The sequence below is a fragment of the Paraburkholderia acidipaludis NBRC 101816 genome (assembly GCF_000684975.1).
In the GTDB taxonomy this organism is placed as follows: domain Bacteria; phylum Pseudomonadota; class Gammaproteobacteria; order Burkholderiales; family Burkholderiaceae; genus Paraburkholderia; species Paraburkholderia acidipaludis.
Window position 1 is genome coordinate 25747 of the sequence record NZ_BAXZ01000010.1, and the last position, 25145, is coordinate 50891.

A 25145-nucleotide genomic window follows, 5' to 3' on the forward strand; every position below is an offset into this window, starting at 1 on the left:
TCTTGACTTCGGGCGGGCAGCGCGTGCGTTCACGTCTTGCTGCTCGCCGTCGGGCGTGCGCGGTGGCCAGCGCAGCGGCCGGCTTTATTGCTTGCGTTCGCGGCTCGCTGCGCGCCCTCTTCTGCTTGTGTGCCTTGGCCCGCGACTCAAGCCGCTGCCGTGCGCTTGTCGCCCTTGGCACTGTCCATCAGCGCCGTGAAGCGGTCGAACAGATAGCCGATGTCGTGCGGGCCCGGCGACGCTTCCGGGTGCCCCTGGAAGCAGAACGCGGGCTTGTCGGTCAGCTCGAAGCCTTGCAGCGTGCCGTCGAAGAGCGAGACGTGCGTGACGCGAGCGTTCGCGGGCAGCGTGTCGGCATCCACGGCGAAACCGTGATTCTGCGACGTGATGACCACGCGGCCGTCGCCAAGATCCTTCACCGGATGATTCGCGCCGTGGTGGCCCGTCTTCATTTTCATGGTCTTCGCCCCGACGGCGAGGCCCATGATCTGGTGGCCAAGGCAAATGCCGAAGGTCGGAACGCCGCGCGCGATGAATTCCTGCGCGGCCTGGATCGCGTAGTCGCACGGCTCGGGGTCGCCGGGGCCGTTCGAGAGGAACACGCCGTCCGGGTTCAGCGCCAGCGCGTCGGCCGCACTGGCCTGCGCCGGCAGCACCGTGACGTCGCAGCCGCGCTCGGCCAGCATGCGCAGAATGTTCTGCTTCACGCCGTAGTCGAACGCGACGACCTTGTACTTCGGCGCCGACTGCGTGCGGTAGCCTTCGCCCAGACGCCACTCGGTGGTGTTCCACTGGTACGACTTTCCGGTCGAGACCACCTTGGCGAGGTCCATGCCCGCGAGGCCAGGGAACGAGCGCGCGAGCTCGATTGCCTTCGCCTCGTCATCCGAACCGGCGAGAATGGCGCCATTCTGCGCGCCCTTGTCGCGCAGAATGCGGGTGAGCTTGCGCGTATCGATACCGGCAATCGCCACCACGCCCTCGTCGCGCAGATAATCGCCGAGCGTGCGCTCCATACGGAAATTCGAGGCAAGCACCGGCAGGTCGCGGATGATCAGGCCGGCGGCATGGACTTTCGTGGCTTCGACATCTTCGGCGTTGACGCCGACGTTGCCGATATGCGGATACGTCAGGGTAACGATCTGGCGTGCGTAGCTCGGGTCGGTCAGGATTTCCTGATAACCGGTGATGGCCGTGTTGAACACGACTTCACCGATGGTATGACCCGGCGCGCCGATCGAGTAACCACGAAAGACCGTGCCGTCGGCGAGCGCGAGCAGAGCGGGAGAGAATGACGGCAACACGGGAGACTCCTTGGGGGAACACCCTGTGCCGACCTGTTTATCCGACCGGTGACCTTGCGGCGGCTGCGGCGTCGGCATCGTTTTATGGATGCGCGCGCGGCTCGCTCGCAATTCGTCGCTTATTTCGCATTTTGCGGCGGCTTTCGTCTCAGCCTGGTTGCCTCCGGGTCTCGCGCCCCGGCCGGAAGGCTTCGGGAACGGGAATCGAGCGGCACCGGCGGCGAAAAGCGCAATGCGCGGGCGGCGGATGAACGGATGGGAGGAGGTAGGCGCTAGGGTGCGGGTTGATAAGCTCAAACCTTGAAATTATAGCGCGAAAGTACCCCTTCCTTCAAATTCCAGGATAACGCAGGATGGACGGGCGCCTCCCGGCGCGGCCTGCAACGAAAACGCCGTCCCCCGAAGGGCGACGGCGCACAAAGAAGTAAAACGATGAGTGATCGGAGCGAACTGCCATGCGCTGCCCCCGCAACGCATGTGGTCACCCTTCGCAAGCCGCTATTTTGATGTCTGCTTTTGCGCGTGGGTGCCGGCCTTCTGGCGGCTTGCCGTACCCTTCGACGCCTTGCTGGGCGCGGCGCTCGACGATTTGGCCTTGACCGGATCGGAAACCTTCACGACCTCGGCGCGCTCACGACCGTGCTTCTTATCGTAGCGCGACTTCGAGCCCGTGTCTGCCACTTTGGTGCCAATACGCTGCACGCCGCCGCCCGACACGTTCGTCGCGATCCGTTCCGGCCCCGGTTCGCTCGGCATCGCCTTGCCGACCGGCACGTGCAGCACCAGCACCTGGCCCGGCATAACGTAGTCGCGATGCGTCTTGTTCCACCCCTTCAGTTGACCAACCGACACGCCATAGCGGCTCGCCACCGCATCCATCGCCTGCTTGCGGCGCACGCGGATCAGCATCTTGCGCGTGTCGGGCACGTCCGGCTCCATCGCGAGCACGGCGCTTTCGGCAACGTCGGCGCTGATGTCCTCGTCGTCATCGCTATCGGTGCGCGGCACCACGAGGGTCGAACCCGCCTTGAGGCGCATGCCCGCCGGAATCTTGTTCACCGACATCAGCGTATCGGCATCCACGCCGATCTTCTCCGCGAGCGCGGCGGGCGTGGTGCGCGTATCGGTGGTGTAGACGGTCCACGACGAAAGCTGACCCGTGTAAGCCTTCAGGTTGTGCTCGAAAGCGCTTGCGTTATCAAACGGCAGCAGGATCTGCGGCTGCGTCGCGCCGAGAATGACGGGCTTCTTGAACGACGGGTTGAGCGAGCGGAATTCGTCGGGCGTCATGTTCGCGAGCTTCGCGGCGACATCCACGTCGATGTCGTGCGACGTGGTGACCGTGACGAAATACGGGTGGTTCGGAATCGACGGCAGCGTGAGGCCATACTGCTGCGGGTTCATCACGATGTTCTTGACGGCCTGCAGCTTCGGCACGTAGTTACGCGTCTCGTTGGGCAGGCGCAGGCTCTCGTAGTCGGTGGGCAGGCCGGCCGCCTGATTGCGCGCGATCGCGCGCTGCACATTGCCCTCGCCCCAGTTGTAGGCGGCGAGCGCGAGATACCAGTCGCCGAACATGTCGTGCAGGCGGGAGAGATAGTCGAGCGCGGCGCTCGTCGAGGCGAGCACGTCGCGGCGCTCGTCCTGCCACATGTTCTGCTTGAGGTTGTAGGTGCGGCCCGTGTCCGGCACGAACTGCCACATGCCTGCCGCCTTCGCGACGGAAAGCGCCTGCGGGTTGTACGCCGATTCGATGAACGGCAGCAGCGCCAGTTCGGTCGGCATGTGCCGCGCCTCAAGCTCCTCGACGATGTGGTACAGATACTTCTGCGAACGTTCCGTCATGCGTGCCACGTACTCGGGCCGCTCGGCATACCACTGGGCATTCATGTCCACCAGATCGCTCTGGAGGTCGGGCATCTGGAAACCGCGGCGAATACGCCCCCATAGATCGGCGTCCTGGCTCGTCAGGGAACTGACCGAGCCATTGTCGACGTCGATGGTTTCCTGGGCTGCGGAGGTCTTGCGGAGCTGGTCGGCGGCGGCCTGCTGGGGATCGGCTGAGGCGGGATTGTTGGCGGAATTGCTCGCAGATGGTCCCCCGCTCGCGCAAGCGGCGAGCATCAGGACCAGCAGCGCACTAAAAATAAATCGCATGAACGTCTACTTGCATGGCTGGAATTTGCAGCCGATGGTACGGAACGTACACGTTTGCGTCAACCAGAAATATTCGAAAAAACCATGAAAATCCGTAGCTTGGGTGCGCTTCCGTACTTTGCGGATGAGCTTGCCCCTTGACACGCTCGGGTTAGCGGAACCGGTTTTTCCATTCGCGCATCAAGGTGAACGCCGCCAGCCGATCGGACACCGTTTCATGAAGCTGATCGGCAAGGCTCGCCTGGACCGAGGGATCACCGGCGCGCAGGAACGGATTCACGGCACGTTCGTGCGCGATCGTGGTGGGCAGCGTGGGCACGCCGCGCTCGCGCAACGCCGCCGCGTCGCGACTCCACGTATGCAGCGCGGCGTTGTCCGGGTCGCAGGCCAGCGCGAAGCGGATATTCGACAGCGTGTATTCGTGCGCGCAATGCACCTCGGTCTTGCCGGGGAGTGCCGCGAGCGAATCGAGCGAGGCAAGCATCTGAGCAGGCGAGCCTTCGAACAGGCGGCCGCAGCCGCAGGCAAACAGCGTGTCGCCGCAGAACAGATGCGGCACGCCCGCCGGATCGCCCGCCTGGAAGTACGCAATATGGCCGCGCGTGTGACCGGGCACGTCGAGCACGGTGAAGTCCAGCGCAGGCGCCGCCAGTTGCACGCGATCGCCGCCTTTTACGCGCGTGACGAACGGATCGAGCGGCCCGAGCGCCTCGCCGGCCGGGCCATAAACCGGAACGCGTTGGCCGTTCAGCAGATCGGCCACCCCGCCGACGTGGTCGTTGTGATGATGGGTGAGTAAAATAGCGACGAGCCGCCAGCCTCGCTTCGCCAGATACGCGCGAACGGGCGCGGCCTCGCCCGGATCGACGGCGATTGCATTGCGGCCGTCCGACACGACCCAGATGTAGTTGTCATCAAAGGCCGGAACCGGTACGTACTCGTACTCAAGCGGACTATTCATTGGGGCGGCGTATTCTTCGACATGTCTGACCGAACGATTATAGACTGGCCCGCCTGGACCGCTTCGCCTGCCGGCAGGTATGTCCTCGACTGGGAGCAGGAGCAGCTCGATCGTGTGGTGTCGAATATTTTCGGCTACCACGCGCTGCAGCTCGGCATGCCGCATCTCGACGCCCTGCGAGAGAACCGCATGCCGTGCCGCGGGCTCGTGCTCGACGCGGCGAGCGCCGCCAGCGAACCCTACGCGGTGCCGCCGGCCGACGGCGGCGCGGCAGCCGCGCGGCGCCATGCACCCGAGGGCCGCAGCACGGTCTGGTGCGATTTCCTCGACTTGCCGTTCGAGGCGCAGAGCGTCGACCTGATCGTGATGCCGCACACGCTCGAATTCACGAGCGACCCGCACCGCCTGCTGCGCGAGGCGGAACGCGTGCTGATGCCCGAGGGGCAGCTCGTGATCGTCGGCTTCAACTCGCTCTCGCTGTGGGGCGCGCGCCAGTCGGCCGGCAAGCTGACCGGTAAATCGTTCCTGCCCGCGCGCCAGGACCTGATCGCGTTCACGCGCCTGAAGGACTGGATCAAGCTGCTCGGCTTCGAACTGGAGCGCGGGCGCTTTGGCTGCTATCGCCCGCCGCTCGCCACCGACCAGTGGCTCGGACGCTATGCCTTCATGGAGGCCGCCGGCGACCGCTGGTGGCCGATCTTCGGCGCGGTGTATATGGTCACGGCGATCAAGCGCGTGCGCGGCATGCGCCTTGTCGGCCCGCTGAAGGTCAAGAAACCGGTGCTGGCGCCGAGCCTGAAGGCCGCCGCCACGACGCCCTCCCCTACACGCAACAAGGACTCATGAGCTCACCCGACTTCGTCGAAATCTTCACCGACGGCGCCTGCAAGGGCAACCCCGGCCCCGGCGGCTGGGGCGCACTGCTGCGCTTCGGCACACTGGAAAAAGAACTGTTTGGCGGCGAAGCCGTCACGACCAACAACCGCATGGAGCTGATGGGCGTGATCGCCGCGCTCGAAGCGCTCAAGCGGCCGTGCAGCGTAATCGTCCACACGGACTCGCAGTATGTGCAGAAAGGCATCAGCGAGTGGATCCACGGCTGGAAGAAGAAGAACTGGATGACGGCCGCGAAAACGCCCGTCAAGAACGACGATCTGTGGAAGCGGCTCGACGCGCTCGTCGCGCAGCACCAGGTGGAATGGCGTTGGGTGAAAGGCCACGCCGGCCATCCGGAAAACGAACGCGCCGACGCGCTCGCAAATCGCGGCGTCGCCTCGCTCGCCGAACTTTGAGCGCCCGCGCGCTCGCCCATCGCAACACACGATTTTTCTGATCCGACATGCGCCAGATCATTCTCGATACCGAAACCACCGGCCTGAACGCCCGCACGGGCGACCGCATCATCGAAATCGGCTGCGTCGAGCTGGTGAACCGCCGTCTCACCGGCAACAACCTGCACTTCTACGTCAACCCCGAGCGCGACAGCGACCCCGGCGCGCTCGCGGTGCACGGCCTGACGACCGAGTTCCTCTCCGACAAGCCGAAGTTCGCCGAGGTAGCCAACGAGATCCTCGACTTCATCCAGGGCGCGGACCTCATCATCCACAACGCGCCGTTCGACATCGGCTTCCTCGACGCGGAGCTCGCGCTGCTCGGCAAGCCACCGCTGAAGGAGCACTGCGGCGAGGTGATCGATACGCTGGTGCAGGCCAAGCAGATCTTCCCGGGCAAGCGCAATTCGCTCGATGCGCTGTGCGACCGCTTCGGCATCAGCAACGCGCACCGGACGCTGCACGGCGCACTGCTCGACTCGGAACTGCTGGCGGAGGTCTACCTCGCAATGACGCGAGGCCAGGAGAGTCTCGTTATCGACATGCTGGGTGAGACGGCCGCGACCGGCGACGTCGCGGCGCCGCGCGTGCAGATCGAAACGCTCGCGCTGCCCGTGATCGCCGCGACCGACGAAGAGCTGGCGGCGCACGACGCCGTGCTCGACGACCTCGACAAGTCGGTCAAGGGAACGAGCGTGTGGCGCACGCAGCCCGCCCCGGAGGAGGCAAGGCCGGCGGATGCGCAAATTGCTTAAAAATGACTTTACAAGATTCGAAAAGCCCGTCATAATTCAAAGCTCTTCGGGTGGTTAGCTCAGCGGTAGAGCACTGCCTTCACACGGCAGGGGTCACTGGTTCGATCCCAGTACTACCCACCAGAATTTCTGGTGTTGGTAAAGACAAGCACCGAAGAATAAAAGCCTCCAGACGCAAGTCTGGGGGCTTTTTTCATTGCGAGGCATTACTTCGCATTCCTTAGATTCCAGGCACGGTTCGACCAAGCCCGCATCGCACGCGATCAACCCCGGTCGACCGCGCTCGGCATCAAGCCCCCGTATCGAGTCCGATCCCGCGCGCCATACCCGTAGCCGCAAACACCATCACCACGAGCAGCGCCGTTTGCCATGCGCCGATGCGCGCATATTTCGGCGCCTTCGTCAGATCCGGCACATCACCGCGCCGCACGGCGGTACGCCAGCGCAGCAGCGCCATCATCGGCGCGATCTCGAGCAACAGGATCAGCACGAGCGCAGCCATCTTCACGTGAAAGAGCGGCTCGTGAAAGTAGTACGATGCGCCCTTCTCGAAACCGCCGAACGCGCGCATCGCCCCGGTAACGATCAGCACGAGCGCGGAGAGTCCCCAGCCGTTGTCGGCGCTGAAGATGCCCGGCAGATCTTCCGTCGACATGCAGCGGCGCAGCCCGCGCGAGCGCCGCAGGATCGAGGCGAGCGCGTAGCCGAAAGCGAGGAGGTGAACGGCGGCAAGCAACCAGCGTGAGTACATCGCAACGCCTCCAGGTTGACGACAGCCACGGCAAGCCAAAAGCGGAGCGCGCCGCCGGGAGAATCAGACTTGCTTCAGGGCGGCGTCGAGCGCACGCGCGGCCGCGCGATCCCCGTCGGTGGCAAGCCGCACGCGAAACACGGTTTGACGGTTATGGCCTGCTGCGGCGGGAGAATCCCACAGCAATTCGACTTTCGGCCGACGATGCGCCGCAGCCGCGTGCTGCCCGGCTGCGGCGCGGGCGGGCGGCACCGGCGATGACGGCCCGGCAGCAGTAGCCGCCGCCTCCGCCAGCGCGGCGCCCTCCGGTCTCGGCGACGAAGCCGGCACGGCAGCCGGCGGCGCCTCCTGCAGCCAGCGCACCGAAAGCTCGCGCGCGTCGTATTGGCCGACCTTGCGGCTTTCCAGCCAGACGATCGTGGTGCGCGTGGCGGCGTCGAGCGAAACGGCATAGCGGCCAATCGCGAAGCGGCGCGCCGCGATGTTGGAGCGCCAGAGCGCACGCGGGCGGCAGATCCACACGACGGCGGCATACAGCGCCGGCGCGACGACGAGCCAGCCGTTGGTTGCCGCCACGGCCTGCACCGCGCGCCGCCAGCCGGACATCCAGACGAAGGCACCCACCGACCACAGCGCGAACAGGCAGCCGAGCAGGCCGAAGAATCGCAGCGCCTGGCGCAGCCACTGCGGCAACGGATGGAACGGCCGCTCAACGCGCGCCTTCGCGCCCGGCAGAGCGATCAGGAGAAACAGGAACACGAGATTGATGCACGCCCACGGCGACGAGGCCATTCCTTCGAGCGACGCGATGAAATTCATCTGCGCCATCGAGAAGAGCCACCGCGCGAGGATCACGAGACCGATCGCGCGCAAGGCGAACATCGTCCCGGCGCCGGGTACGGCGACCGTGGGCGTCGGTCGGGATCTCGCCAAAACTTTTCTCCTCTGTTTTCGTCGTGGCTGCTGGTCCAGCAGAACGGCCATTATAGGGACATTGCCGCCCGCTCTCACGCCGTGCGCGCCACGCGCACATAAAAGACAACGCCCCGGTGCGCGGGCACAGGGGCGTTGCTGAAAAACACGACGGGACGGCGCCCGCCGCTGCGGCACAAAGCCGGCGGCGTGCTGGCGGCGTTTTAGCCGGCTGCGACTTCGCGCAGTACCGTGCGGCGCTTCTGGCGCAGCAGCTCTTCGTACACGGCGACGTAGTTGCGCGCCATCACCTTCGACGAGAAGCGTGCCTCGAATGCGGCGCGCACCTTCTCGCGCGGCAGCGTCGACAGGCGCTTGATCGCAGCGACGGCGCTGATTTCGTCTTCGACGACGAAGCCCGACACGCCATTGTCGATGACTTCCGGCACCGAGCCGCGCTTGAACGCGATGACCGGCGTACCGCAGGCCATGGCTTCGATCATGACGAGACCGAAGGGCTCCGGCCAGTCGATCGGGAACACCAGCGCATGCGCATTGCCGAGGAACTCGCGCTTTTCGTGCTCGCCGATTTCGCCGATGTACTCGACGTGCGGCAGCGCCATCAGCGGCTTGATCACTTCTTCGTAATAGGCGCGGTCGGCCTTGTCGATCTTGGCGGCGACCTTGAGCTTCATGCCCGCCTGGCCGGCGATGCGGATCGCCTTGTCGAGGCCTTTCTCCGGCGAAACGCGGCCGAGGAAGGCGAGGTAGCCGGGCTCGACATTCGGGATCGGCTTGAGCACGTCTTCCGGCAGGCCGTGATAGACGGTCTGCTGCCAGCAGGCCTGCTGCAGCGGGATGCGCTGGTTGTCCGAGATCGAGACGACCGGCACGTCGCTGAACGCGTTGAAGATCGGTTGCAGTTCGGGCAGGTCCAGACGGCCGTGCATCGTGGTGACGAACGGCACTTCCTGGCGCTGGAACAGCGAGAACGGGTAATAGTCGATGTGGAAATGCAGCACGTCGAACTCATGCGCGCGGCGGCGCACTTCTTCGAGCAGCAGCATGTGCGGAGCCATCACGTCGCGGATCGTCGGGTCGAGGCGCAGTGCCTGCGGCCAGAACGCTTCGAGCTTTGCCGAGGTGATCGAATCGCCGCTTGCGAACAGCGTAACGTCGTGACCCTGTTCGACCAGCGCTTCGGTCAGGTAGGAGACCACCCGTTCCGTGCCGCCGTACAGCTTGGGAGGAACCGCCTCGTGCAACGGAGCGATTTGAGCGATTCGCATAGTGGTGAACTCCTTCCTCGTAATAAATCGGGCAAAGTACTGCAAGTTTGACAATCGACCCTCGGTGGCGCCGGCACCCTTGCCGCACGTCATCCCGGGCGTTCCGTACCGCTAACCGCGCCGGCTTTGCCGACACACTGGCCGTCGCGCTTTCTGGCAGACGGAACGGCTCAGGCGGTAAACGCGCAGGGTTCGCGGTCGTTGACATACAAGCTGTCAGATTCCCTACGCTATCCGAGTCGGCATTATCCCGGTTCGGGACCCACGCCACCCAAAACATTTCAAATACTTTACGTTGTTACAAACCGGAAACAATCCACAACCTCTTGTTTTAAAAGATAGTTTTAGATTGGATCGCCTGGCCGGATGCAGATCGGGCGGCCCCGCGCACGGCAATTGCGACAGCACTTCCGAACTTTGCTGCGCCGCAGCGCCCGTTGTCGGGCACGCCATGCACGCGGCGTAAATGTAATCTGCAATTGTATCTCCAAAATGGCTCGCAACGCCCGTTGAACCTGCGCAGCAACAGACTGTCGGCAAGCCATACCCCGCGTCATGGCGTCGCGATATGATGCGCGTCCCATGGCCATAGGCGATGCACCACGCGCAGGGGGTGTTTACAATGCTGGAAAGTCCGTCGTGGGCTGCCGCTACCGCGCCTTCCCATTCCTTTTTTCAACTTGCACGGACCCAGCTCCGTCAGACCGACCACCGATCAATTGGAACATCTGACCATCGCCCAGCGTAATGCCCATAACGCAAAGCTCGCGAGCTATGCGCGGCGTCCGCTCGCGTTCCTGTTTCGCTATATCCGGCGTCACCCGTTCGCGCACGCCGTCGTGCTGGCCAGCGTGTTCGCCGCCGTCGGCTGCGCCCTCGCCTCGCAGTACGCGATCAAGCACCTGATCGACGTGCTCGGCGCGGGCCGCCACCACCCGGGGCCGCTGTGGACCGCGTTCGCGATCCTCGTCGGCCTGATTGCCGCCGACAACCTGCTCTGGCGCGTGGGCGGCTGGTTCGCGGCGCACACCTTCGTCGCCGTGACGGGCGATCTGCGGCGCGATCTCTTCCAGTACCTGAGCGGCCACTCGCCCACCTACTACGCGGAAAAGCAGCCCGGTACGCTGGCAAGCCGCATCACGGCGACTTCGAACGCCATCTACACGGCCGAGAACACGACCGCGTGGAACGTGCTGCCGCCCTGTATCGCCGTGGCGGGCGCGATCGTCATGATCGTTTCGGTCAACCCGTTGATGGCCGCCGTGCTGCTGTGCTGCTCGGCCATTCTCTCGGTGATCCTCTTCAAGCTGGCGGGGCACGGCTCCTCGCGTCACCACGCGTTCGCGACCAAGGCTGCGGCCGTGGACGGCGAGCTGGTGGACGTGATCGGCAACATGGCGCTCGTGCGCGCCTTCGGCATGACCTTCCGCGAGCAGACGCGCTTTCGCGCGACCGTCAAGGCGGAACTGGACGCGCGCCGCATGAGCCTGCTTTACCTCGAAAGGCTGCGTCTCCTGCACGCCGTGATCACGGCGATGCTTTCGGCCGGCCTGCTCGGCTGGGCGCTGTGGCTATGGAGTCAGGGCCGCGCCACCTCGGGCGACATCGTGCTCGTGAGCTCGCTCGGCTTCACGATCCTGCACGGCACGCGCGACCTCGCCGTGGCGCTCGTAGACGTGACGCAGCACGTCGCGCGTCTCGCGGAAGCCGTCCAGACGCTGCTCGAGCCGCACGGCATGCCCGACCGCGACGACGCCGCCGAGCTCATCGCCCAGGGCGGCCGCGTGGACTTCGAAAGCGTGACCTTCGCCTATCCGCACCGCAAGCCCATTCTCGACCACTTCGACCTGCACATCACGGCCGGCCAGCGCGTCGGCCTGATCGGCAAGTCGGGGGCGGGCAAGACCACGGTGCTCGCGCTGCTGCAGCGGTTCTACGAGCTGCAGGGCGGCGCGATCCGGATCGACGGCGAGGACATCGCAATGGTCACGCAGGACAGTCTGCGCAACGCCATCGCGCTCGTGCCGCAGGACATCTCGCTCCTGCACCGTTCTATCTACGAGAACATCGCCTACGGCCGCCCCGAGGCGAGCCGCGAGGAAGTGATCGCGGCCGCGCGCGAGGCGCGCTGCGCCGACTTCATCGAAGCGATGCCGGAAGGTTACGACACGATCGTGGGCGACCGCGGCGTGAAGCTTTCGGGCGGCCAGCGCCAGCGCATCGCGATTGCACGCGCGATCCTCAAGAACGCGCCGATCCTGCTGCTCGACGAAGCGACCTCGGCGCTCGACAGCGCCTCCGAAGAAGCCATCCAGCAGGCGCTCGACCGGCTGATGGTGGGCCGCACAGTAGTCGCCATCGCGCACCGCCTCTCCACGCTGCAGAACTTCGACCGCATCATCGTGATGAGCTCGGGCAAGGTGATCGACGACGGCAGCCCGGAAGAGCTGCGCAACCGTCCGGGTCTCTATCGCGAGCTGCTCGCCAAGCAGCACGGCAAGCATTCCACCCTGCATCTCGGCAGCAAGAAGAGCGACGAGAAACACGTCGCCTGAGCCGTTTCCCGCATCTGCAACGGAAACAAAAAAGCCGCTTCCCGTTTGAACTGAACGCCGGAAGCGGCTTTTTTCTGTGCCAAGGCGGGGGGATCCCGCCCCGCGCGAACACGCCGGTCAGCGCGCGTCCTGAACCTGCCCTCGCGCTTCGCCCTGCGGCGCGTGGGCGACCGGAAGCGCGACGCCGCGACGCTCGCCGATTTGCGTGAGGTCGCGCAGAAAGCGGTCGCGCCAGACCGACACGTTGTTCTCGCGCAGTTGCGCCATCATGTCCTGATAGCGCGCCATGCGCTCGGCAAGCGGCATCGTGAGCGCGGCGGCCAGGGCGTCGGCCATGCCGTCGATGTCGAGCGGATTGACGATCAGCGCCCCGGTGAGCTCCTGCGCCGCGCCCGCGAAGCGCGAAAGCACGAGCACGCCCGGATTCTCCGGATCCTGCGCCGACACGTACTCCTTCGCGACGAGGTTCATGCCGTCGCGCAAGGGCGTCACGTAGCCGACGTGCGACGCGCGGAACAGCGCCGCCAGCACGGCCCGCTCGTACTGCCGATGGATGTACCAGATCGGCGTCCAGTCGAGCTCGGCGAAACGGCCGTTGATCCGCCCCGACTCCGCCTCGAGCTTGAGGCGGATGTCCTGATAAGCATGCAGGTCGGCCCGCGTGGGCGGCGCGATCTGCACGAACGAGACCTTGTTGCGCTCGCTGGCGTGCTGGTCGAGCAAGCGTTCGAACGCGCGAAAGCGCTCCACGAGCCCCTTCGAATAGTCGAGCCGGTCCACGCTCATGATGACCTTGCGGCCATGCAGCGTGGATTTGAGCGTACGCACCGGCTTGCCGCGCTCGCCGGCCTTGGCGAGCTCCGCGACTTCGTCCGGATAAACGCCGATCGGGTAGTCGTTGGCGACCAGCGTCTGGCCGAATGCCTCGATGCGCGCCACGCCGTCCGGCAGTCGTTCCACCGTTCCGCCCGCCTCGTTGACGACGTAATCGCAAAACGCGCGCAGATCGGGCTTCGTCTGGAAACCGACGAGGTCGAACGCGCACAGCGCCTCGACAAGGTCGCGATGCGGCGGAACCGCCAGCAGCACCTGCGAAGCGGGAAACGGAATGTGCAGGAAAAAGCCGATGCGGTTCTTCACGCCCGCCGAGCGCAGCGCCTGCGCAAACGGGATCAGGTGATAGTCGTGAACCCAGATGACATCGTCGTCGCGCAGGAGCGGCACGAGCTGCTGCGCGAGCCACGCGTTCACGCGGCAGTAGCCCGCGTATTCGTGGCGATCGTACTGGACGAGATCGGCGCGATAGTGGAACGCGGGCCAGAGCGTCGCGTTCGAGAACCCGCGGTAGTACTGGTCGTAGTCGCGGCGCAGCAGCCCGATGGTGGCGAACGTCACCGGACCGCGCTCTTCCAGCCGGATCTGCGGCTGGCCCGAGGTCGGCACGTCGCCGCTCCAGCCGAACCACATGCCGCCGGTTTCCTTCAGCGCGTCATAAACCCCCACCGCAAGACCGCCCGCCGCCGGGCCGCCCTCGGAAATGGGTGCGACCCGGTTCGACACGATGATCAATCGGCTCATGAGATGCGGGTTCCGTCGAGGAGTGAATAAAGGTGCCGCGGGTGCAGCAGATGCAGCGGCCCGGCCGCAGAGGGGCCGCGCGTCACGCCGCGCGCATCGCCGCAACGAGCGACGTCAGCCACGCAAGCAGCGCATCCACCGAGTCGACGCGCGTCTGCGCGATCGTATCGCCGCCGCCGACCTTGATCGAAAGGCCGTGCTGCGCGTTGACGACGACAAAACCCTTCTCGTCGGTGAGATCGTCGCCGGCGAACACCGGACAGCGCCCCGCGAACGGCGGCTCGTCGAGGAACGCGCGCAGTGCGCGCCCCTTGTCGACATCCTTGGGCTTGATTTCGTAGACCATCTTGCCGGGCTGCAGCACGTAGGCCTGCGCGAATTCGCCGGCAAGCCGCGTGGTCGCCTCGCGCGCCGCCGGTTCGTGCTCCGGCGCGTTACGGTAGTGCAGCGCCAACGCCGCGCCCTTGATCTCGAGGAGCATGCCGGGATGCGTGCGGACCACTTCCGCGAGCACCTGCTCCATGTGCAGGAGCCGCTGATCGTTGAAACCCACGCGCTGCGTGTCGCCGTTGGCATCGCGCCGCTCGGCGCCGTGCAGGCCCGCCACCGGCAGGTCCGGCATGCCGAGGAATGCGTCGATGCTGTCGATGCCGCGCCCGGACACGATCGCCACCGCGCCGTGCGTGAGGCGCCGCAGTTCGCCGAGCAGCGCGAGCATGTCGGGACGCACGAGCACGCCATCGGGTGTCGGCGCGAGTTCGACGAGCGTGCCGTCGAAATCGAAGAAGAAAGCCGTCTGATCGGGCGGCAATACAGCCGGTAGTCCTTGCATTACGTGTTTTTTCGTCCCTCGGCGCTGGCCGCGTATTGTTCCCGCGGGTCCGGCGAGCGCTGGGCTGCTGGAGAAAGTGTGCGCATCTTACCTCGCCTTCGGTCGATTTTCGAGCGTGTAAGGTTGGAAGCGCCATCCGCACGGTTCCCTGCGCTGCTCGCTGTCGGGCTTCCTTCATGCCCGGCAGTCCATCGTTAATTTTGCTACAGTCGCAGAAAACTGTCGGCCTCCGCTGGCCGCCTGCGACGAATCACCAAGCGAAATACCGAGACATCCTTTGTTCCGCAAGCTCTCTCTCGCCGTGCTTTCCGCCCTGACGTTCGCGGGATCCGCCGTGCGCCGCCGCGGCACCCGCGCGCGGCTTGCCGGGGGTATCGCGATCGTGGCGGGAACCCTGCTTGCGAGCGCGTGCTCGCGCCCCGCCGATCCCTGGCAGCTCACCAATGTGACCGGCCATCTGCCCGACCTCGGCTTCAGCCTCACCGACGACAACGGCCGCCCGGTCACGGGCGCGAGCTTCCGCGGACAAACGACGCTCGTGTACTTCGGCTACACGCACTGCCCCGACATCTGCCCCGAAACCATGGCGCGGCTGATGCAGGCGCTCGCAAAACTCGGTCCCGAGGCACGCAGCGTGCGGATACTCTTTATCAGCGTCGATCCGGCGCGCGACACGCCTGCCGTGCTGCACAGCTACGTCGCGGCATTCGACGCGCAGCACGCGCTGGGCCTGACCGGCAGCGACGGCCAGATCGAGTCGCTGGCAAAGCGCTATCGCGTGGCGTACCAGATGGAAAAGGCCAATCCCGACGGGAGCTACGACGTCACGCACAGTTCGGCGGTGTATGTGTTCGACGCACGAGGCCGCGCACGGCTGCTCGCCACCGACAACGACGCGCCCGATGCGATCGCGCACGACGTGCGCCGTGTGATCGACGATACGGGTTGAGCCTGAAGCGGGAGATCTGCCAACCATGAACCTGCTCTACTGGCTCGATCCCTGGGAGCCCTCGCCTACGGTCGTGATCGCCATCGCGGCCGCCGCGCTTCTTTTCGTGCGCGGGCAGCGCCATGCACGCGTGTCGCTCGCGCGGCGCATCTCGTTCTGGTTCGGGCTCGGCGCGCTCTATATCGCGCTGCATACGCGGCTCGACTACTACTTCGAGCACGAGTTCTTCATGCACCGTGCGCAGCACCTGGTGCTGCATCATTTGGGGCCCTTCTTCATCGCGCTCGCCTATCCGGGCGCGGCCCTGCGCGCGGGCATTCCGTTCGCATGGCGCCAACGCTTCGTGCGGCCCGCGCTCGCGGCGCGCCCCGTGCGTCTCGCGCTGGATGTCGTGATGCATCCGGTCGTTGCCGTCGCACTCTTCGTCGGACTGATCTATTTCTGGCTGTTCTCGCCGATCCACTTCATCGCGATGCTCGACTGGCGCCTCTATCGCGTCATGAACTGGAGCATGGTGATCGACGGCCTCATGTTCTGGTGGCTCGTGCTCGATGCACGCTCCGCTCCGCCCGCGCGGCTCGCGCCGGGCAAGCGCGTGCTGGTGGTGATCGCGGCGATTCCGCCGCAGATCCTGCTCGGCGCGTTCATCTTCTTTACGCCGCGCGAACTCTACCCCGTGTACTCGATCTGCGGACGCGCCTTCACCTGGCTCAGCCCGATGCGCGACCAGCAGATCGGCGGCCTGTTGCTGTGGATTCCGGGGTCGATGATGAGCGTGATTGGCGCGCTCGTTGCGCTGCGCCACTGGATGCGGCTTTCGGCGCGCGGACGCCTGCGCGGCCGCGACCGGCCTTCACGTCCGCTGCCGTCCGCCGTGCCGGGCGGCGCATCCGGCAAGGTTCCTGGCGGTGCGCCTGAAGTTGCACACGACCGCGAACCCCAGCGCACCTGAACCGCGCCGGCGCGGCGCCGCGGTTATTCCGGCAGTGACGCCGACCGCATCCACACGTGCGGAATGCCGTCTTCGTCGTGGACTTCCGAAACGGGCCTGAAGCCGAACGCGCCGTAGAACTTCTGCAAATGGGCCTGGGCGTGCAGCCGCATCGGGACACCGGGCCATTGCTGCGCGATGTGATGGATCGAACGCTCGAGCAGCGCATTGCCGAGCTTGATGCCGCGATAACCGACGGTGGTCAGCACACGGCCGATGCGCACGTCTGCGTCGTCCGCATCGGGCAGCAGCACGCGCAGATAGCCCGCCAGCACCGGGCGCGCACCCGACGGATCCCACGCGAACAGGTGCCACGCGCCGGTATCGAGTCCGTCGATATCGCCATAGACGCATTCCTGCTCCATGACGAACACTTCGGACCGCGCCCTGAGCATCGCGTAAATTTCGCGGGGCTCGAGCGCGTCGAAGGCTTTCCAGCGCCAATCGAGGTGGGCAAGCGGCAACGCGCGGGACTGCGTGGTCATCGGGACTTTCCGTCGAGCATCATGAAGCTGCAATTATGCCGCGCCCTGCCGACGCCGTGCAGGCGCTGCTCGATGCGCAATGCATCATTTACGCTTTGGCTGCGCGTATTTGCGCCAGTACTGGAATGGCGCTTCGTGCAGATCGATGTCGAGATCCGTGATGCGTGCCTGCATGTGCTCCTGCGCGTCGGCAACCGCCTGGTTGTAGACCGCCGGCGCGATCTCTTCGAGGAAAAAGCCGAGCAATGCGCCGGCCGCGATATTGCCGATGGGCTCGTCCATGTTGGTGTCGAAGTAGCGCTGGATCGACGCGATGGCGTCGCGGCGCGCGTCTTCAGGGAGTTCGATGGCCATGGCGAAATATTCCGTTAATTTCCATTCCTGACTAAATACCATAGCGATATGCGCGTGCGGAGCGAAACCCGGGCAGGCAGCGGCAGAAAAGACGGAGAGGAAAAAGAAAAAGCCCTGACAAGTCAGGGCTTTTTGAATGGAGGCGCGAGCCGGAGTCGAACCGGCCTACACGGCTTTGCAGGCCGCTGCATAACCGCTTTGCTATCGCGCCGGAAGCGGACTGTCCATACGTGAAGCGCGCTTGCGCCCGCAACGAAGGGACAGATTTGTGCGGCAGATCGACATACTGACGAAGCCTGCCAAACAAAAGGGGAAGCGCTGCTTCCCCGGGGTATCTGGAGCGGGAGACGAGTCTCGAACTCGCGACCTCAACCTTGGCAAGGTTGCGCTCTACCAACTGAGCTACTCCCGCGTGGTCCTGCCTGCTACTGCCATAATGCTGCGCTACCTGCTCAATACGCCGCACCAGAATTCTGGAGCGGGAGACGAGTCTCGAACTCGCGACCTCAACCTTGGCAAGGTTGCGCTCTACCAACTGAGCTACTCCCGCATCTTTACATCATCTCACCGCTACTTGACTGCATCTGCGGCGATTTCCACCGCATCTGCTTGCTGCTGACTTTGTCGTGCAGCGGAGAAGTGAGATTATGTATAACCCGCTGAATCGTGTCAAGTCCCGCCGGCAAACTTTTTGAATGGGGAACACCTCGCGCGCGCTCAAAGACTCCCGCGCTCGCGGATCTGCGGCCAGGCGAGCTTCATGTAGTAGAGCATCGACCAGATCGTGAGAAACGCCGCGACATAGATCAGCCACGCGCCCCATACGCGCGAATCGAACAGCGTCACGCCGCCTATCGTGAGCGGCGCATAGAAGAGCAGCATCGGGATCGCCACCATCTGGCACGCCGTTTTGAACTTGCCGAGCGAATTCACCGCAACGCTCTTCGACGCACCGATCTGCGCCATCCATTCGCGCAGCGCCGAGATCGCAATCTCGCGGCCGACGATCACGAGCGCGATCGCCGCGTCGAGCCGGGCAAGGTGCACGAGGATCAGCAGCGCCGCCGTGACCATCAGCTTGTCCGCGACAGGGTCGAGGAACGCGCCGAACGAAGAGGTCTGGTTCCACCTGCGGGCGAGATAGCCGTCGAACCAGTCGGTGAGCGCCGCCAGCACGAAGATCAGCATTGCCGCCGTGTTCTGGTGCGTCTGGCTCAGCATCGACTCGGGCAGATAAAACACGCCGACCACCAGCGGGATCAGTACGATCCGCAGCCACGTCAGGAGAATAGGAAAATTGAACGGCATCGGCTGGCGCTGTCTGTCGAAGGGAGTTGCAATTGTGCCGCGTAGCCGCACCTGCCACAAGCAACTGAAAGGCGGCCGCTAAATGGCGGCGCGGCGCGCGGCCCGGGTTCAGTGCAGTTGCTGGTAGATCTGCTCCGCGAGCGAGCGTGAAATGCCCTCGACGCTCGCGAGGTCCTCGACGCTCGCCGCCATCACCCCGCGCAATCCCCCGAAGCGCGCGAGCAGACGCTGGCGGCGCTTCGCGCCCACCCCCTCCAGCTCTTCGAGGCGCGAGGTCTGGCGCGTCTTGCCGCGCTTCGCCCGCATGCCCGTGATCGCGAAGCGGTGCGCCTCGTCGCGAATCTGCGCGACGAGCATCAGGGCCGCGCTCTCCTTGCCGAGCTCGAGCGGCGAGCGGCCATCGGCGAACACCAGCGTCTCCAGACCCACCTTGCGCCCTTCGCCCTTGGCGACGCCCACCAGCATCGCCGGATCGAGCCCCAGCTCCGTGAACACCTGGCGCGCGACCTCCACCTGCCCCTTGCCGCCGTCGATCAGCACGATATGCGGCAGCGTGCCGCCCGCCGCCGCGGGGTCGGCGCCCTCGGGGCCCGCCAGCGGAGCGGAAGCGCCGCCGGCTTGCTGCGCCGCCTCGTCTGCTTCGTTCTCCGCCGCCTGCGCAACCATCTTCTCGTAGCGGCGCGTGAGCACCTGGCGCATGGCGGCGTAGTCGTCGCCCGGCGTGATGCCGGTGATGTTGTAGCGGCGGTAGTCGCCCGACTGCATCTTGTGATGGTGATAGACCACGCACGATGCCTGGGTCGCCTCGCCCATCGTGTGGCTGATGTCGAAGCATTCGATGCGCAGATGCACGAGGTCGTCGAGCTCGAGCCCGAGCAGCTGCGCGAGCGAGCGCGTGCGCGCCTGCTGCGAGCCCTGCTCGGAGAGCAGCCGTGCCAGCGCGAGGCGCGCATTCTGCTCGGCCATCGCGAGCCAGGCGCGCTTCTGCCCCTGCGGCTGGCGCACGAGCGTCACCTTGTGGCCGGCCTGTTCGGTGAGCACCTCCACGAGCTCGCGATTCGCGAGCGGATGACTCACCACGAGCACCGGCGGCACGCGATTGCCGAAATAGTGCTGCGCGATGAACGCGTCGAGCACCTCGGATTCGATACCTGTCGCGCGACGCTTGCGACCCGCGGCCGGTGCCGCTTCATCGACAGCCTCGTCGGCCGCTTCATCGCCGGCTTCATCGCCGGCTGCGTCGAGCTCGTCCGCGTCTTCGCCGGACTCTTGCGCATCGGCCTGCGCCTCGGGCGGCAGGTCCGCGGCAATGGCGAGCGGATCGGGCACGGCCCCGGCGGCGTCCATCTCGTCGGTCTCGCCCGCCGGCTCGCCGTTCGACGTGCCGGCTGCGAGCCCCGCGGCCGCTTCGAGCGCCCGGCGCGCCATGGCCGGCAGCGCGGTCAACGCCGAGGCCGCGAGCACGGCCTCGCCGTCCACTTCCTCCGCGACGCCGCCCTCCTCGTCCGTCAAGACGCGTTCGACGTGCGCCGGGAAGTACGCCTTGTCGCCCAGATGCCGGCCGCCGCGCACCATCGCGAGGTTCACGCAGACGCGCCCGCCCAGCGCCACCACGGCGAGGATATCGACGTCGCTCTCGCTGCCGGTCTCGATCGCCTGCTGGTGCAGCACGGTGGAAAGCGCGCTCATCTGGTTGCGCACGGACGCCGCCTGCTCGAATTTGAGCTCGGCGGCAAACGCGTGCATCTTCGTTTCGAGCTCCTTCATCACTTCGTTCTGCCGCCCGAGCAGGAACCGCGAGGCGTTGCTCACGTCGCGCGCGTAGTCCTCTTCGCCGATCGCGCCGACGCACGGCGCCGTGCAGCGCGCGATCTGATGCAGCAGGCAGGGCCGCGTGCGGTTGTTGAACACCGAATCCTCGCAGGTGCGCAACTGGAACACGCGCTGCAGGATCTGGATGCTCTCGCGCACCGCCGATGCGCTCGGAAACGGCCCGAAGTACTGGTTTTTGCGATCGACGGCCCCACGGTAATACGCCATGCGCGGGAACTTGTGCCCCGTCAGCTTGAGGAACGGATAGGACTTGTCGTCGCGAAAGAGGATGTTGTAGCGCGGGGTCAGCGCCTTGATGAGGTTGTTTTCGAGCAGCAGCGCCTCGGCCTCGGAGCGCGTCACCGTGGTTTCGATGCGCACGATGCGCGTGACCATCATCGCGATGCGCGGCGAAAGCAGTGTCCTCGTGAAATAGCTCGATACGCGCTTCTTCAGATCGCGCGCCTTGCCGACGTACAGCACCGCGCCCTGCGCGTCGTAGTAACGATAGACGCCAGGCAGGTGCGGCAGTTGCGAGAGCGCCTTCTTGGGGTCGAAAACGTCGGAATCGGTCATCCAGTAGTCGGGTAATTCGGCGGAAGGGCCAGTTGCCCGCCGCAACGCATCCATGCCGGCCCCGCGCGGGCCCGGCACCGTCTTAGAATTGCAAGTTTAGATCATTCCGCGCCCGGCCGAACCCACCCGCCATGACTGATGCCATGCTGTCCACCGAAGCCGAATCCCCCTCCGCCGTCGCCTGCGACATCTTCTGCGCGGTGATCGACAACTTCGGCGACATCGGCGTCTGCTGGCGTCTTGCACGCCAGCTCGCCAGCGAGCACGGCTGGGAGGTGCGCGTGTTCGTGGACGACCTGCACGCGTTCGCGCGACTTTGCCCCGTGCTCGACATTGCCCGTGCGACGCAAACCGTCGAGGGCGTCGTCGTCGAGCACTGGCACGCGCCCGCGCATGCGGGCGAGACGCTGCAAATCGCCGATGTCGTGATCGAGGCGTTCGCATGCGAGTTGCCGCCCGTCTACGTCGCGGCCATGGCAGCGCGCGCGCGTACGCCGGTGTGGCTCAACCTCGAATACCTGAGCGCCGAGGACTGGGTGGCCGACTTCCATTTGCGGCCTTCGCCGCATCCGCGCTATCCGCTCATCAAGCACTTCTTCTTTCCGGGGCTCGGCCCGGGCACCGGCGGCGTGCTCAAGGAACGCGACCTCGACGCCGCTCGCCTCGCCTTCGAAAACTCGACCGAAGCGCGCACCGCCTGGTGGCGCGACACGGCCGGCGCACCACCGTCGGCGCCCGATGCGACCGTGATCTCGCTCTTCGCCTACGAGAATCCGGCCATCGACAGTCTGCTCGCCCAATGGCAAAGCCACGTCTCTCCCATCGTGCTGCTGGTCCCGCAGGGCCGCATCTCGGGTGCCGTGGCGCGCTTCTTCGGCCTGCCTGCGTTCGAGCCCGGCGAGCATGCGCGGCGCGGCGCATTGCAGGCGCACAGCCTCGCCTTCACGGAGCAGCGCGGCTACGACCCGCTGCTATGGGTGAGCGACCTCAACTTCGTGCGCGGCGAAGACTCGTTCGTGCGTGCGCAATGGGCGGCGAAGCCGTTCGTCTGGCACATCTACCCGCAAGCCGACGACGCGCATCTTCCCAAACTCGACGCCGCCCTCGAGCACTATGCCCGACCGCTGCCCGCCGCGGCGCGCAGTGCGCTGGAGGCCTTCTGGCATGCGTGGAATGGCCGGGGCACACCTGACTGGCCCGCGTTCGCACGCCATTTGCCCGAATTTTCGGCGCGCGCCGCAAGCTGGGCAGCGGAACTCGCGCAACCCGGCGACCTCGCCGGAAATCTCGCCGAATTCGCAAAAAGTCAGTTAAAATAAGCGGTTATCCGACGGCAGCCGTCTCAAGCGATTCACGACGGCCACTCCCCAAGTACCCCGCCGCAACCGCTCCCTTTTTCTGGAGCGTCCCGCGTCCGGAGTGTCCCGCGAACGCGCTTGCGACGTTTGCCGTCGAGCACACTGAAGCTATTTAATCTGGACAGGACTGTTTTATGAAGATCGCACAGGAACTCCGCGTCGGCAACGTCGTGATGATCGGCAATGACGCCATGGTCGTGCAAAAGGCCGAGTACAACAAATCGGGCCGCAACGCCGCCGTCGTGAAGATGAAGTTCAAGAACCTGCTGACCGGCGCAGGCATGGAAACCGTGTACAAGGCAGACGACAAGTTCGACGTCGTCGTGCTGGACCGCAAGGAAGTGAGCTACTCGTACTTCGCCGACCCGATGTACGTGTTCATGGACGCCGACTACAACCAGTTCGAAGTCGAAGGCGACATGATGGGCGACGCGCTGCACTATCTCGAAGACGGCATGGCTTGCGAAGTCGTGTTCTACAACGAGAAGGCCATTTCGGTCGAACTGCCGACCACGCTCGTTCGCGAGATCGTCTACACGGAGCCGGCGGTCAAGGGCGACACGTCGTCGGGCAAGGTCATGAAGCAGGCCAAGCTGAACACCGGTTTCGAGCTCCAGGTGCCGCTCTTCTGCAACATCGGCGACAAGATCGAAATCGACACGCGCACGAACGAATACCGCAGCCGCGCGTAAGCGCCGCCTCCGGTCATCCGCTTTTGGCCATATCCTGGCCATATTTACCGGCAGGCCGCGTTCATGCGCGGCGAATGGTTCCGGCAGAAAGCGTCCCTTAAGCGTCCTTTTGGGGCGCTTTTTCTTTTTTTCCCAAGCGTGTATGTTTGTGAATGCCACGGGAAGTCTTTACCGGCTTGCGCCGCGCACGAGAATCGTGCGGCGCGCGCCGGGAATGGACCACCCGCGGCATGGTTTCTGCTGTGCCGGGATCAGCCCTCGCGGGACGTGAACCCAACCAGGAGAGACCCATGAATAACGACATCGCAGAAGGCAAGTGGAAACAGCTGATCGGCAAGGCCAAGGCCGCCTGGGGCGAGCTGACGGACGACGAGCTGATCAAGGCCGAAGGACGTGTCGACCGGCTTGCCGGTCTGATCCAGGAGCGTTACGGCAAGACCCGTGACGAAGCCGAGCAGGAAGTGCGGCGCTGGATCGAGGCGCATCGTAACTGACGCGCCCTGGCATGGCTGGTACGGGCCGTCTCCCTGCCGGAAGCATTTGGGGGTAGTACGGTCGCGTGACGCGGCCTCCCGCCCGGCCTTGCCGGGGGAGGCGCCGCGCGCCGTCGCCATTCTGGAGGACCGGATCTGAAACGTCTGCACCGAATTTGCCCGCCGAATCCTGACGTGCCGCGCCCTGCACGGCGCGCCGCTGCGCATCCGGACTGCGCGGCGGGCAATTGCGCCTGATTGCCCCTGATTCCGCCTCCCATTATCCGTAACGCCGCCTCGCCATGCCACACGCCCTGATTGTCGAAGACGATCCCAACAGCCTGTCCGGCCTGTCCGCGATCGTGGCCGCCGACGGCTTCTCCGTCGATACCGCGGCCACGCTCGCCGAAGCCCGGGCCGCGCTCGCGCGCTTCATCCCCGACGTCGTACTCGTCGATCTGAATCTCCCCGACGGCAGCGGGCTCGAACTGCTCCCTCATCTGCCCGCGCAGCCCAGCGGCGCCCTGCCCGTCATCGTCATGACCGGCAACGCCACGGTCGAAAGCGCAATCGAGGGCCTGCGCCACGGCATCTGGGACTATCTGCTCAAGCCGGTCAACATTCCGCGCCTGCGCAGCCTGCTCGCACGCATTCCACGCCCTTACGAGCTCACCGAGGAAGTCCGGGTGCTGCGCTCGCTGCTGCGTCAGATCGGCCGCTTCGGGCCCATGCTCGGGCGCAGCAGCGCGATCCAGCGCGTCTACGACATGCTGGAGCAGCTCGCGCCCACCGAAGCCGCGATCCTGATCCAGGGCGAAGCCGGCACCGGCAAGGAAGTCACCGCGCGCACGCTGCACCAGCTGAGCCGGCGCCGCAAGGCGCCATTCGTGGTGTACGACGCCCGTGCCGTCAGCGCGGAGGCCGCGAACGGCCGGCCGCTCGCGAGCCTGCTGTTCGGCCACGAGCGCGGCGCCTTCGATGGTGCGGAACAGCGCGAGCCGGGACTCGTCAGCGAGGCGAGCGGCGGCACGCTCTTCATCGACGAGCTCATCGACCTGCCGCGCGATCAACAAACCGCGCTGCTGCGCGCACTCGATTCCCAGACCTTCATGCGCGTGGGCGGCAGCAACGAGGTCGGCACGGACTTCCGCCTGATCGCGGCCACGCGCGCCGTGCCGCGCGACGCCGTTGCGCAGGGCTTGCTGAACGAGGAGCTGTGGCTGCGCCTCGACGCCGCCGCGCTCGTGCTGCCGCCGCTGCGCGAACGCGAGGAAGACGCGGCGCTGCTTGCCGCGGCCTGCGTCGACGAACTCAATCAGGAAGCCCACGCCCGCGGCGGCGCGACGACCCGGTTGATCGCGCCGGCGTTCATCCGCGAGTGCCTGGCCTACGACTGGCCCGGCAACGTGCGCGAACTGCAGGAGCGCGTGCGGCTCGCCTGGGAAGCTTCCGGCGACGTGCTGGAAACCCTGCAGGCCGAAGAAAGCAGTGGCGCGCGCCCGCGCGACGTCAACGGCGGCCGTGTCCAGGTGACGGTGGGCACACCGCTCGCCGACGTCGAGGAAATGCTGATCCGCGCGACGCTCGACGCGGTGGGCGGCACACGGCATCGCGCGGCGTCGCTGCTCGGCATCAGCCCGAAGACGCTCTACAACAAGCTCCAGCGGATGCGCCTGAACTGAACGTAGAGGCTCTGTCGCTGGCGCAAAAAAACAAATGGCC

At 65.6% G+C, this 25145-nt stretch carries 22 protein-coding genes and 4 tRNA genes; 11 read left to right on the top strand and 15 right to left on the bottom strand.

What is annotated here, in order from left to right:
• Positions 1-146: 146 nt before the first annotated feature.
• From carA to gloB, 3 genes are all read right to left on the bottom strand, one after another.
• Positions 147-1304: a glutamine-hydrolyzing carbamoyl-phosphate synthase small subunit gene (gene carA / locus BAC01S_RS13395; protein WP_027795225.1), complete on the bottom strand. Its 1158-nt coding sequence runs from the start codon at positions 1302-1304 to the stop codon at positions 147-149.
• 498 nt (positions 1305-1802) lie between these two features.
• Complete coding sequence (locus tag BAC01S_RS13400) at positions 1803-3461, bottom strand: transglycosylase SLT domain-containing protein (protein ID WP_027795226.1); 1659 nt, start codon at positions 3459-3461, stop codon at positions 1803-1805.
• Positions 3462-3612: 151 nt separating this feature from the next.
• Positions 3613-4422 carry a hydroxyacylglutathione hydrolase gene (gloB, locus tag BAC01S_RS13405; RefSeq protein ID WP_027795227.1) on the bottom strand — a complete coding sequence of 270 codons (810 nt, stop codon included), beginning with the start codon at positions 4420-4422 and terminating at the stop codon, positions 3613-3615.
• Positions 4423-4443: 21 nt separating this feature from the next.
• On the opposite strand from gloB, the gene BAC01S_RS13410 reads away from it, so the two are divergent.
• The 4 genes from BAC01S_RS13410 (at position 4444) to BAC01S_RS13425 (ending at position 6631) form a co-directional block, all read left to right on the top strand.
• Positions 4444-5268, top strand: coding sequence for a class I SAM-dependent methyltransferase (locus tag BAC01S_RS13410; RefSeq protein WP_027795228.1), 825 nt, complete (start codon positions 4444-4446; stop codon positions 5266-5268).
• Complete coding sequence (rnhA, locus tag BAC01S_RS13415) at positions 5265-5714, top strand: ribonuclease HI (RefSeq protein WP_027795229.1); 450 nt, start codon at positions 5265-5267, stop codon at positions 5712-5714. Before BAC01S_RS13410 ends, rnhA begins: the two co-directional genes overlap by 4 nt.
• 47 nt (positions 5715-5761) lie before the next feature.
• Positions 5762-6508: a DNA polymerase III subunit epsilon gene (gene dnaQ, locus BAC01S_RS13420; RefSeq protein WP_027795230.1), complete on the top strand. Its 747-nt coding sequence runs from the start codon at positions 5762-5764 to the stop codon at positions 6506-6508.
• A 48-nt stretch (positions 6509-6556) separates the two neighbouring features.
• Positions 6557-6631, top strand: a tRNA-Val gene (locus tag BAC01S_RS13425).
• Positions 6632-6797: 166 nt separating this feature from the next.
• Here the strand turns inward: BAC01S_RS13425 and BAC01S_RS13430 are convergent.
• From BAC01S_RS13430 to BAC01S_RS13440, 3 genes are all read right to left on the bottom strand, one after another.
• Positions 6798-7259 (bottom strand): DUF2214 family protein, encoded by a 462-nt coding sequence (locus tag BAC01S_RS13430; RefSeq protein ID WP_027795231.1) that lies wholly within the window; start codon positions 7257-7259, stop codon positions 6798-6800.
• Between the two features lie 63 nt (positions 7260-7322).
• Positions 7323-8192 carry a hypothetical protein gene (locus BAC01S_RS13435; RefSeq protein ID WP_027795232.1) on the bottom strand — a complete coding sequence of 290 codons (870 nt, stop codon included), beginning with the start codon at positions 8190-8192 and terminating at the stop codon, positions 7323-7325.
• Between the two features lie 203 nt (positions 8193-8395).
• Entirely contained in the window at positions 8396-9460 is a 1065-nt protein-coding gene (locus BAC01S_RS13440) for a glycosyltransferase family 4 protein (RefSeq protein ID WP_027795233.1), read from the bottom strand.
• 719 nt (positions 9461-10179) lie between these two features.
• Here BAC01S_RS13440 and BAC01S_RS13445 point away from each other — a divergent pair.
• A complete protein-coding gene (locus BAC01S_RS13445; protein WP_027795234.1) occupies positions 10180-12015 on the top strand; it encodes an ABC transporter ATP-binding protein in 1836 nt (611 codons plus the stop codon).
• Positions 12016-12132: 117 nt separating this feature from the next.
• Here the strand turns inward: BAC01S_RS13445 and otsA are convergent, their stop codons facing one another.
• Entirely contained in the window at positions 12133-13593 is a 1461-nt protein-coding gene (otsA, locus tag BAC01S_RS13450; RefSeq protein ID WP_027795235.1) for an alpha,alpha-trehalose-phosphate synthase (UDP-forming), read from the bottom strand.
• Between the two features lie 82 nt (positions 13594-13675).
• A complete protein-coding gene (gene otsB, locus BAC01S_RS13455) occupies positions 13676-14425 on the bottom strand; it encodes a trehalose-phosphatase (RefSeq protein ID WP_027795236.1) in 750 nt (249 codons plus the stop codon).
• A gap of 373 nt (positions 14426-14798) precedes the next feature.
• On the opposite strand from otsB, the gene BAC01S_RS13460 reads away from it, so the two are divergent.
• Positions 14799-15374 carry an SCO family protein gene (locus BAC01S_RS13460; RefSeq protein ID WP_027795237.1) on the top strand — a complete coding sequence of 192 codons (576 nt, stop codon included), beginning with the start codon at positions 14799-14801 and terminating at the stop codon, positions 15372-15374.
• Between the two features lie 25 nt (positions 15375-15399).
• Positions 15400-16326, top strand: coding sequence for a cytochrome c oxidase assembly protein (locus BAC01S_RS31265; protein WP_043202194.1), 927 nt, complete (start codon positions 15400-15402; stop codon positions 16324-16326).
• A gap of 23 nt (positions 16327-16349) precedes the next feature.
• On the opposite strand, the gene BAC01S_RS13470 is transcribed toward BAC01S_RS31265, so the two are convergent.
• The 7 genes from BAC01S_RS13470 to uvrC all read right to left on the bottom strand — a co-directional run bounded on the left by BAC01S_RS13470 (position 16350) and on the right by uvrC (position 20900).
• The gene (locus BAC01S_RS13470) at positions 16350-16850 is read right to left on the bottom strand and encodes a GNAT family N-acetyltransferase (RefSeq protein WP_027795238.1); all 501 of its coding nucleotides are present in this window, start codon (positions 16848-16850) and stop codon (positions 16350-16352) included.
• Positions 16851-16934: 84 nt separating this feature from the next.
• The gene (locus tag BAC01S_RS13475) at positions 16935-17204 is read right to left on the bottom strand and encodes a DUF2164 domain-containing protein (RefSeq protein WP_027795239.1); all 270 of its coding nucleotides are present in this window, start codon (positions 17202-17204) and stop codon (positions 16935-16937) included.
• Positions 17205-17341: 137 nt separating this feature from the next.
• Positions 17342-17415 (bottom strand) — tRNA-Cys (locus BAC01S_RS13480).
• 125 nt (positions 17416-17540) lie between these two features.
• Positions 17541-17616, bottom strand: a tRNA-Gly gene (locus tag BAC01S_RS13485).
• Between the two features lie 62 nt (positions 17617-17678).
• Positions 17679-17754 (bottom strand) — tRNA-Gly (locus BAC01S_RS13490).
• A gap of 167 nt (positions 17755-17921) precedes the next feature.
• Positions 17922-18512, bottom strand: a complete 591-nt coding sequence (gene pgsA, locus BAC01S_RS13495; protein WP_027795240.1) for a CDP-diacylglycerol--glycerol-3-phosphate 3-phosphatidyltransferase — start codon at positions 18510-18512, stop codon at positions 17922-17924.
• Positions 18513-18620: 108 nt separating this feature from the next.
• Positions 18621-20900 carry an excinuclease ABC subunit UvrC gene (gene uvrC / locus BAC01S_RS13500; RefSeq protein WP_027795241.1) on the bottom strand — a complete coding sequence of 760 codons (2280 nt, stop codon included), beginning with the start codon at positions 20898-20900 and terminating at the stop codon, positions 18621-18623.
• 131 nt (positions 20901-21031) lie between these two features.
• Here uvrC and earP point away from each other — a divergent pair, with 131 nt between their 5' ends.
• From earP to BAC01S_RS13520, 4 genes are all read left to right on the top strand, one after another.
• Positions 21032-22219: an elongation factor P maturation arginine rhamnosyltransferase EarP gene (gene earP, locus BAC01S_RS13505; RefSeq protein ID WP_027795242.1), complete on the top strand. Its 1188-nt coding sequence runs from the start codon at positions 21032-21034 to the stop codon at positions 22217-22219.
• 173 nt (positions 22220-22392) lie between these two features.
• Entirely contained in the window at positions 22393-22950 is a 558-nt protein-coding gene (efp, locus tag BAC01S_RS13510; RefSeq protein ID WP_027795243.1) for an elongation factor P, read from the top strand.
• A gap of 290 nt (positions 22951-23240) precedes the next feature.
• Positions 23241-23444: a CsbD family protein gene (locus BAC01S_RS13515; RefSeq protein WP_027795244.1), complete on the top strand. Its 204-nt coding sequence runs from the start codon at positions 23241-23243 to the stop codon at positions 23442-23444.
• Between the two features lie 281 nt (positions 23445-23725).
• A complete protein-coding gene (locus tag BAC01S_RS13520; protein WP_027795245.1) occupies positions 23726-25105 on the top strand; it encodes a sigma-54-dependent transcriptional regulator in 1380 nt (459 codons plus the stop codon).
• Positions 25106-25145: the final 40 nt, after the last annotated feature.

What these genes read in the sequence shown, in the direction of transcription:
- pgsA (WP_027795240.1), bottom strand. Translation starts at nt 18,512, where the DNA reads ATGCCGTTCAATTTTCCTATTCTCCTGACGTGGCTGCGGATCGTACTG.
- gloB (WP_027795227.1), bottom strand. Translation starts at nt 4,422, where the DNA reads ATGAATAGTCCGCTTGAGTACGAGTACGTACCGGTTCCGGCCTTTGAT.
- efp (WP_027795243.1), top strand. Translation starts at nt 22,393, where the DNA reads ATGAAGATCGCACAGGAACTCCGCGTCGGCAACGTCGTGATGATCGGC.
- BAC01S_RS13470 (WP_027795238.1), bottom strand. Translation starts at nt 16,850, where the DNA reads ATGACCACGCAGTCCCGCGCGTTGCCGCTTGCCCACCTCGATTGGCGC.
- BAC01S_RS13400 (WP_027795226.1), bottom strand. Translation starts at nt 3,461, where the DNA reads ATGCGATTTATTTTTAGTGCGCTGCTGGTCCTGATGCTCGCCGCTTGC.
- BAC01S_RS13440 (WP_027795233.1), bottom strand. Translation starts at nt 9,460, where the DNA reads ATGCGAATCGCTCAAATCGCTCCGTTGCACGAGGCGGTTCCTCCCAAG.
- BAC01S_RS31265 (WP_043202194.1), top strand. Translation starts at nt 15,400, where the DNA reads ATGAACCTGCTCTACTGGCTCGATCCCTGGGAGCCCTCGCCTACGGTC.
- dnaQ (WP_027795230.1), top strand. Translation starts at nt 5,762, where the DNA reads ATGCGCCAGATCATTCTCGATACCGAAACCACCGGCCTGAACGCCCGC.
- otsA (WP_027795235.1), bottom strand. Translation starts at nt 13,593, where the DNA reads ATGAGCCGATTGATCATCGTGTCGAACCGGGTCGCACCCATTTCCGAG.
- BAC01S_RS13475 (WP_027795239.1), bottom strand. Translation starts at nt 17,204, where the DNA reads ATGGCCATCGAACTCCCTGAAGACGCGCGCCGCGACGCCATCGCGTCG.
- BAC01S_RS13430 (WP_027795231.1), bottom strand. Translation starts at nt 7,259, where the DNA reads ATGTACTCACGCTGGTTGCTTGCCGCCGTTCACCTCCTCGCTTTCGGC.
- otsB (WP_027795236.1), bottom strand. Translation starts at nt 14,425, where the DNA reads ATGCAAGGACTACCGGCTGTATTGCCGCCCGATCAGACGGCTTTCTTC.
- BAC01S_RS13410 (WP_027795228.1), top strand. Translation starts at nt 4,444, where the DNA reads ATGTCTGACCGAACGATTATAGACTGGCCCGCCTGGACCGCTTCGCCT.
- uvrC (WP_027795241.1), bottom strand. Translation starts at nt 20,900, where the DNA reads ATGACCGATTCCGACGTTTTCGACCCCAAGAAGGCGCTCTCGCAACTG.
- rnhA (WP_027795229.1), top strand. Translation starts at nt 5,265, where the DNA reads ATGAGCTCACCCGACTTCGTCGAAATCTTCACCGACGGCGCCTGCAAG.
- earP (WP_027795242.1), top strand. Translation starts at nt 21,032, where the DNA reads ATGACTGATGCCATGCTGTCCACCGAAGCCGAATCCCCCTCCGCCGTC.
- BAC01S_RS13520 (WP_027795245.1), top strand. Translation starts at nt 23,726, where the DNA reads ATGCCACACGCCCTGATTGTCGAAGACGATCCCAACAGCCTGTCCGGC.
- BAC01S_RS13515 (WP_027795244.1), top strand. Translation starts at nt 23,241, where the DNA reads ATGAATAACGACATCGCAGAAGGCAAGTGGAAACAGCTGATCGGCAAG.